Below are 6,769 nucleotides of genomic sequence, written 5' to 3' on the forward strand. Positions count from 1 at the left end.
AAGCGGCGAGCAAACTCCTTACGCAATTTTTCGTGGGAAGGTTGAACATGGATGTTACGTAACTTTTCAGAATATTCATGACAAAATGCATTGGATGCAAAGGGGAACAGAAGTGCCGAGCATAAAATGTCGCACATCTGGATACCGGCATGATTATCACTCTTTCCAAACACAGGCATTTCCAGCAAGCGTGGATAGGCATCACCGCTTCGCTGGAATTTTTGGGTAAAAATGCTATGAGAGGCTTGTACATCGAGCACATGATTGCGCGAATCCGCAACAACAATGCCCGTGGATGATTTTGATTCCAGGAAGTGGTCGAACTCAGTACAGATCTGTTGAACGGCACTGGTGTATATACTCATGGCGTTGGTTTCTTGATCTGGTTTCTTAACCAAGATCTTTCCAACAATACGGCCTTCATAGGTATGAACAAGGTTGATCAAACGACTCAGAAAATCGCGGGTATGTTTCCACTTGCGGGTTGATTTCAAGGACTTGGGATTTCTAAGTTCTGCACCTTTAATCTCTTCGCGTATCAGATCAATTGGCCGACCGATCTTGTCAGATAAACCGGGATAGAACTCCCTTTTTATCTCAACGAATTTATTGGTAAATTCAGATACTTTGTCTGCCTTGAGGATCAACCCAGCTATGACGAAAACGGGCATCGAGTTTTTGTTAGACGTAGACAGCGGAGCCGTGTCACCGGACTCATCAACGTAGCATATGTACATACAGCAGTTTTCAGATCCCTGAAAAAGAAAAAGGGCGCGATATTGGCACCCTTTACCTCACCAGAAAGGAGACCCAGCAAGGAATGTTTTGCAACTCTCTCGAGCTGCTATGTAGCTACGAGTGAAGTGTAGGGAGGCTTTTGATGTGAGTCAATAGATTCCCAAATCAATCCACATCCCTAAAGACCCTTATGGCCAAAAATAGTTCATTTCAGGGAAATGAACGCCTGATACCGGAGTATACAATACGAGAAATTGGCCTTTATAAAGTAGTCAGGCTAGGTACGATAATAGACAAAGCCCAGTCTGAAAATTGCTTTTACGTCACAGGATCTTGGTAACAGATTGTTTTCAATACATTTATAGCGGAATCATGGGGTTTCGTCAGAAGAGATGGAAATTGAGAAAAGTGATGTGCTTCGTGAAGCATGCATCCATCACCGTGTTGTCTTTGACAGAGGTTTTTTCAGAATCAAAGAAAAACGTCATTCACAGTGAGAAGGAGGTAGACCCTCTTCAAAATTTAGCTATATTGTAAAATAATTCAGAAAACATCATAAATTTTACTATATAGCTAAATGACAGATCTTCAGAAAATAGGACAGCAACTCAAGGCAGAACGAAAACGACAGGGGCTGAAGCAAACTGAAGTCGGCAAAGAAGCAGGGTTAAGCCACTCTACTATTTCCCTGATTGAAACGGGCAATTACCATGGGTCGCTGAAAGGGTTCCGTCGTTACCTTCAAAGTCTGGGATTCTCCCTGAAAATAGAACCTCAGCAGCCCCTCCGCCCGCACTTCGATGACTTGAAGGGTATCTTTGATGACGATGATTAGCCTTCCTGAATCTATTTCGAGAATTGGGGTTTCTGTTCATACGAACCCAGCTGGGCTATTAACCCACGGTGCCAGCTATAACTTTCTTTATCAGGCAGATGAATGGCCTATCTCACTGTCTATGCCTGTTCAGCTAGAGCCGTATAAAAGTGGTGCCATCTTTCCGGTGTTCTCCCAGAATCTTCCGGAAGGCTATATCCGCCGTTACGTCAGTGAGAAACTGAGGCGCTATGCCAAAGTCAATGATATGTACCTTTTGGCTCTGCAGGGGCAAGATGGTATCGGGCTTCTTGGATACGACGCAGGTTTTGAGCTTCCTCCTCTGGAGAAGGTCTCAATTTCAGATATCGTTGGGTGGGATGAGCCTGAAGACATTTTCCCACAGTTGCTCGACAGGTTTTATCTGCGCGGTATGTTATCCGGAGTTCAACCAAAGGTTCTTATTCCTCAAGCCTCACGTTCCACAACTCCGCAGCAAGATATTATCGTAAAAACAGGTGACGCTGAGTTTCCCTCTCTGGCAATCAATGAGTACGTGTGTATGGAGAGTGCTCGTGCTTGCGGGCTTGAGCCGCCGCGCTGTTATCTGTCAAACAACCATGAAGTTTTTATTGTGGAACGCTTTGACCGCGTTGATGGTATTCAGTGGGGTATGGAAGATTTCACAACGCTTATGGGGCGTGCCAGCGAGGAGAAATATAACTCCAGCTATGAAATGGTTATGAAGGTTGTACAAAAATACGTGGTAAGTCCAAAAGAGACAGAGAAAGCATTCCGCTACATAGTTCACAGTCTGTTGATTGGTAATGGAGATGCCCACCTTAAAAACTTCGCGTTACAGTATGATCCGGATATGGGCAATCTCAGGTTATCCCCCCCCTATGACATTACCCATACTCTGATTTATCCGACCATCGATAACCAGATGGCACTGAAGCTACGAAAGTCCAAAGAGTTCCCTACTCGCCGTGAGCTGATCCGGCTTGGCGATGAGTACAGTGTCACGAAGCCTGGAGCCATTATTGATGAAATGTCCGAAACACTGAACACCTTCCTTACAGACTCGGACGAAGTAGAGCTCATGGATGGGCTAAAAGCTTCCATGCTCGGTGCAATCAGTCAGGTTCATGCACGAGCCGACTCTGCAAAGGGCTTTCGACATACAAAGAATCGTCGATCTCTGCGCTAACAGCTCATAAGTACCCAAACCATTGTTTTCGCATAGTCTGGCTCCTATGAAACGCCTGTCTACTTCTGTGCTAAAGACAACCCGTTATACCTTGAGCAACAGCACGGGCAATCCGGGTTGAGCTTTCCAGGCTGTCGTAGCCGTCAATGAGTCCACTGGCCAACCATAGACGGCCTTGCCCCTGAGTCTGCATTATGGTGGATAACGCCCGGATAGTTTGTGAGCTATAAACAGGGAAATCAAACAGCTCTTCATGATGAATATGTTTTTTCGCGATGGGAATGTTTGCCTGGGAGTGGGTGAGTGTTTTCATCATGGCAGGTTGCATACTTTGATCAGTCATATCCCCGATAACTTGTGTCAATAACACTTTGTGATCTGTCGTGTATCGGATCAAGGTATGGGCTCTGGCATCTTTGTCTTCCGGAATAAGGCTGAAGTCATCATGAATGAGTGTTTTTATGGGGGAGGTGTCTACTTGAGTGGCAGCCTGGCGCCAATTGACAGGCAAGCCCTCAATTGCAGGTAGTGACCAGGGCGGTATTGCCAGCACAAGACAGTCGGCATTCAAGGTGTCTTTCTTTTGAACTGAAGAGCCTGTTAGAGCGATATTCACTGCCCAGTGACCACTGGCGCCGGCGGTGATTTTTTTTACACAGGTATTGAGCATGATATGAGCACCGCTGCTGGAGGCTATGTCCGTAAGTACCTTCGTGAATCCTTCACGGTACTGAGCAGAGGCGTATAGCTCACCTGTCTGAGAGAACATGCTTCCCAGATAGCTTGCTACCGGTGCAGCCTGTTGTGACAAGGTACTTACGGGGTCACAGCCCGCCATGCTGGTCAGAAGGGGGATTATGACAGGTTCAAGATCTTGCATTGGTACGCCTGTCTGAGCAAGCCACTGACGTATACTTTGATCATTGGTAGATTGCCTTAAAGCGCCGAGACATTGGGCAAAAACCTGTAGCTGCTGGCCATATTTTTGCAGGTACTCTGGTGAGGAGATTCTCTGTTTATTAGGAGAGAGAAAAACAGGTTGCCCCTGGGCGTTCTGGAATACTACATCGACAGGTAAGGTGCTTTTTCCCTGAGAGGGATAAAGATACTGGTTAAGTTGTTGGGTGAATTCCGGGTACGCTTCAGGAATAAAATCCTGGGTGCCAGCAGGGCAGATTATGGTTTCTGCCCCTGTGCTGATGGGAATATCCCGGGCATTACCCCCGAGAACGTTTCTTTGTTCAACAAGCGTCACTTTTGAGATCCCTTTCAAAAGTGAGCTTAAGATAACTCCGCTACTGCCTGCTCCTACGATAACTGTATGAGGACGGCTATAACTCACATCGTTCACCTGTAAAATGCAATGAGTATTGTAAGTACCCGGACCATTGCTTTCGCATAATGATGGCGAGTGGATTTTTTCGCTCTTCAAGGACCAACGTCGGGAACGCAGCCCGCTACGTGATAAGAGTTGTGACGCAGCAAGGGCGGAAAAAGACGCCGCCAGACTATGCGAAAGCAATGGTCCGGGTACTTAATGCTCATGGAATATAGCGGGTTAGCAGGAAACCAGCTTGTGCATAGTGTTTTATTTTCTATCCTCTACCTTCTTAATTTAGTTAGGTCGGAGTGGACAGTGAGCAAACTGCTTGAATCAGCAAATAGATGCAAGTTGTCGTATGAGCATTACCACTATCTGAAAAAGAAAGAATTTCTGTCAGTTGTCGGGAGGATATTTCATAGTGACCCCGGAGCAACCGCGAAGGTTTCCCTGAATAACCCGGACATGCCCACAGCCGGCAGTATTGATACTGTTATTCATCTGGGTACCTATAACTACTCAGGGTTGAACAACCATCCTGATGTTGTTGAGGCTGGGCGAAAAGCATTCCTTGATTATGGTACGTCCTCCTGTGGCGTTCGTATGCTGAATGGCACGTTTGATGTACATCTTGCTTTAGAGAAACAGCTGGCGAAGTTTGTTGGCAAACCTGCTTGCCTGACCTATAGCAGCGGCTATGCGGCCAATACCGGTGTGCTGGGTAATCTCTGTGAACCTGGTGATACAGTTTTTTCAGATCAGCAAAACCATCGATCCATCATTGAAGGTTTAAAAATTTCTGGTGCTGATGTCGTCGTTTACCGTCATTCCGACATGAATGACCTGGAAGACAAAATTAAAAAACATAACAGGAGTAAAAGACGCTTTGTCGTAACAGATGGTGTCTTCAGCATGGATGGTGATATAGCAAAATTGCCGGACATCATTGCGCTAGCCCGACAGTACAGTCTGTTCACGATTCTTGATGATGCCCATGGGTTGGCAGCAATGGGACCTTGCGGGCAAGGAACGGCGAAATTTTTCAATCTACAGGATCAGGTCGATATTATTACTGGCAGCCTCAGCAAAGGAATTCCGGCTATTGGCGGGTTTGTGGCTGCAGAAAGAGCTGTTATAGAGTCTTTGTACATTGGTTCAGGCAGCTACTTGTTTTCTGCATCCATTCCCCCGGCCATGGCCGTTGTGGCTAAAACGTCACTTGATATTCTGGACGCAAATCCTGAGATACAGAAAAATCTTCATAACAATGCCCGCTACCTTGTTCAGGGCCTTAACCGGATAGGGCTGGATACTCTGCAGACAGAAAGTGCTGTTATACCTGTCATGATGCCCGACGACAAAACGACACTGCAATTTGCAAGAACACTTCATGATCATAATGTTTTTGTTAATCCCATTACTTATCCGGGTGTTGATAAAGATGCTCCCCGACAGAGAATCAATGTCAGCACAGTTCATACCAAGGCGCAGCTAGATGTTGCGCTGGAAGCATTTAAGGTGGCGTGTGCCACTCATCTTGGGTAAGGGGCAGTCAACACATGCCTTATCCTTATACTGTGACTTGGGAGCGTCAATGCCGGGCTATCAGTGAAGATGACTGGATCACTTGTTTTGGCACCAGCGATGCTCGAACATCTTATCGTGTCCAGTGCTGGGTAGAAGATAGTGCGCTCCCGGGAATGGATTATCATTATTTGATAGTAAGAGGCCCGCAGGAACGTCTGGTTGGCATTATTCCCTGCTTTTTGTTTCGTTCATCGCTCACGGTTGTGGCGCCTGTTTTCCTTCAGAGGCTTGCGAAAAAAATACGGAAGGCATACCCCGGCTTTTTGTACGTAAATATGTTTGTTGCGGGCTCACCTCTGGCAACATGTCGTGACCTTCTTGGATTTCATCTGGATGAAACAGTTAACGATATACAGACGGTTATCGATTTTGTTTCTGGTGAGATAAAGTCAAGAGCCAGCCACGTAGGTGGCTCCCTCATTATCATAAAAGAGATAGAGGCACAGAAAATTTCCTGTTTCCAAAAAGCTTGGGGAGGTCATTTTCATATTGCAGAAAGTGTGGCAACCACATTTTTACCAATGGCTTTTGTTGGTAAAAACTCTTATTCGTCAGCCTTGAGGCATCATTACCGGAAGTTAATGAAACAGAGAAAATCCCGGCTGGCCGCCTGTGGTGGTCGGTGGGAGAGCCCTGAAATGACTCCAAAACTTGCAGCCAGGCTCTATGATATGTATTTGCAGGTAAAGAGGCGATCCAGGGTGCAGTTTGAGGAGTTGTCGCTCAGCTTTTTTGAAAATATAGGGAAATTGCCTGGTAGCCTTGCAAAGTTATCAGTCTGTTTTGTTGGGCAAACCCCTGTCTCTTTTATTTTGTACCTACACGATAAACAACGCCTGTTTCCCATGTACCTGGGTATGGATTACCACATTCGTGATGACTATTCGCTTTATTACAATGCTTTTTACCGAGTAATAGAGGAGGGAGAGGATCATGGGGTTGATATTGTTCAGCTGGGGCAAACCAGCTATGAAGCAAAGTCAAGCCTGGGAGCGAGTCTGTCTCCCCTCTATTTGGGGGTTAGCCATACTAACAAGTTTATCAACTGGGTATTGTCATTTATGATTAACACTCTTTTCCCTCCTTCAGTTCCTCCACG

The 6,769-nt window shown here is 46.1% G+C and carries 6 protein-coding genes; 4 read left to right on the forward strand and 2 right to left on the reverse strand.

Annotated elements, in window-relative coordinates; translation table 11 throughout:
• The coding region (locus E1189_RS03755) for a DUF3800 domain-containing protein (protein WP_230460122.1) at window positions 1-671 on the reverse strand (671 nt) is incomplete at its 3' end.
• Between the two features lie 644 nt (window positions 672-1,315).
• Here E1189_RS03755 and E1189_RS03760 point away from each other — a divergent pair.
• Window positions 1,316-1,573 carry a helix-turn-helix transcriptional regulator gene (locus tag E1189_RS03760; RefSeq protein ID WP_155158734.1) on the forward strand — a complete coding sequence of 86 codons (258 nt, stop codon included), beginning with the start codon at window positions 1,316-1,318 and terminating at the stop codon, window positions 1,571-1,573.
• Window positions 1,560-2,762: a type II toxin-antitoxin system HipA family toxin gene (locus E1189_RS03765; RefSeq protein ID WP_230460123.1), complete on the forward strand. Its 1,203-nt coding sequence runs from the start codon at window positions 1,560-1,562 to the stop codon at window positions 2,760-2,762. The genes E1189_RS03760 and E1189_RS03765 overlap by 14 nt, the downstream gene beginning before the upstream one ends.
• Before the next feature lie 70 nt (window positions 2,763-2,832).
• On the opposite strand, the gene E1189_RS03770 is transcribed toward E1189_RS03765, so the two are convergent.
• Window positions 2,833-4,113, reverse strand: coding sequence for an FAD-dependent oxidoreductase (locus E1189_RS03770; protein WP_329601886.1), 1,281 nt, complete (start codon window positions 4,111-4,113; stop codon window positions 2,833-2,835).
• A gap of 285 nt (window positions 4,114-4,398) precedes the next feature.
• On the opposite strand from E1189_RS03770, the gene E1189_RS03775 reads away from it, so the two are divergent.
• Both E1189_RS03775 and E1189_RS03780 read left to right on the forward strand, forming a co-directional pair.
• On the forward strand, window positions 4,399-5,628 hold the full coding sequence (locus tag E1189_RS03775; RefSeq protein WP_196221167.1) for an aminotransferase class I/II-fold pyridoxal phosphate-dependent enzyme: 1,230 nt from the start codon (window positions 4,399-4,401) through the stop codon (window positions 5,626-5,628).
• Between the two features lie 14 nt (window positions 5,629-5,642).
• Window positions 5,643-6,769: GNAT family N-acetyltransferase (locus tag E1189_RS03780; protein ID WP_155158737.1), on the forward strand; the 1,127-nt coding region annotated here is incomplete at its 3' end.

It is taken from the genome of Parendozoicomonas verongulae, assembly GCF_009711465.1.
GTDB lineage: Bacteria > Pseudomonadota > Gammaproteobacteria > Pseudomonadales > Endozoicomonadaceae > Sansalvadorimonas > Sansalvadorimonas verongulae.

Coding starts and splice junctions, on each gene's coding strand:
- E1189_RS03765 (WP_230460123.1), top strand. CDS start 1,560: ATGACGATGATTAGCCTTCCTGAATCTATTTCGAGAATTGGGGTTTCT.
- E1189_RS03760 (WP_155158734.1), top strand. CDS start 1,316: ATGACAGATCTTCAGAAAATAGGACAGCAACTCAAGGCAGAACGAAAA.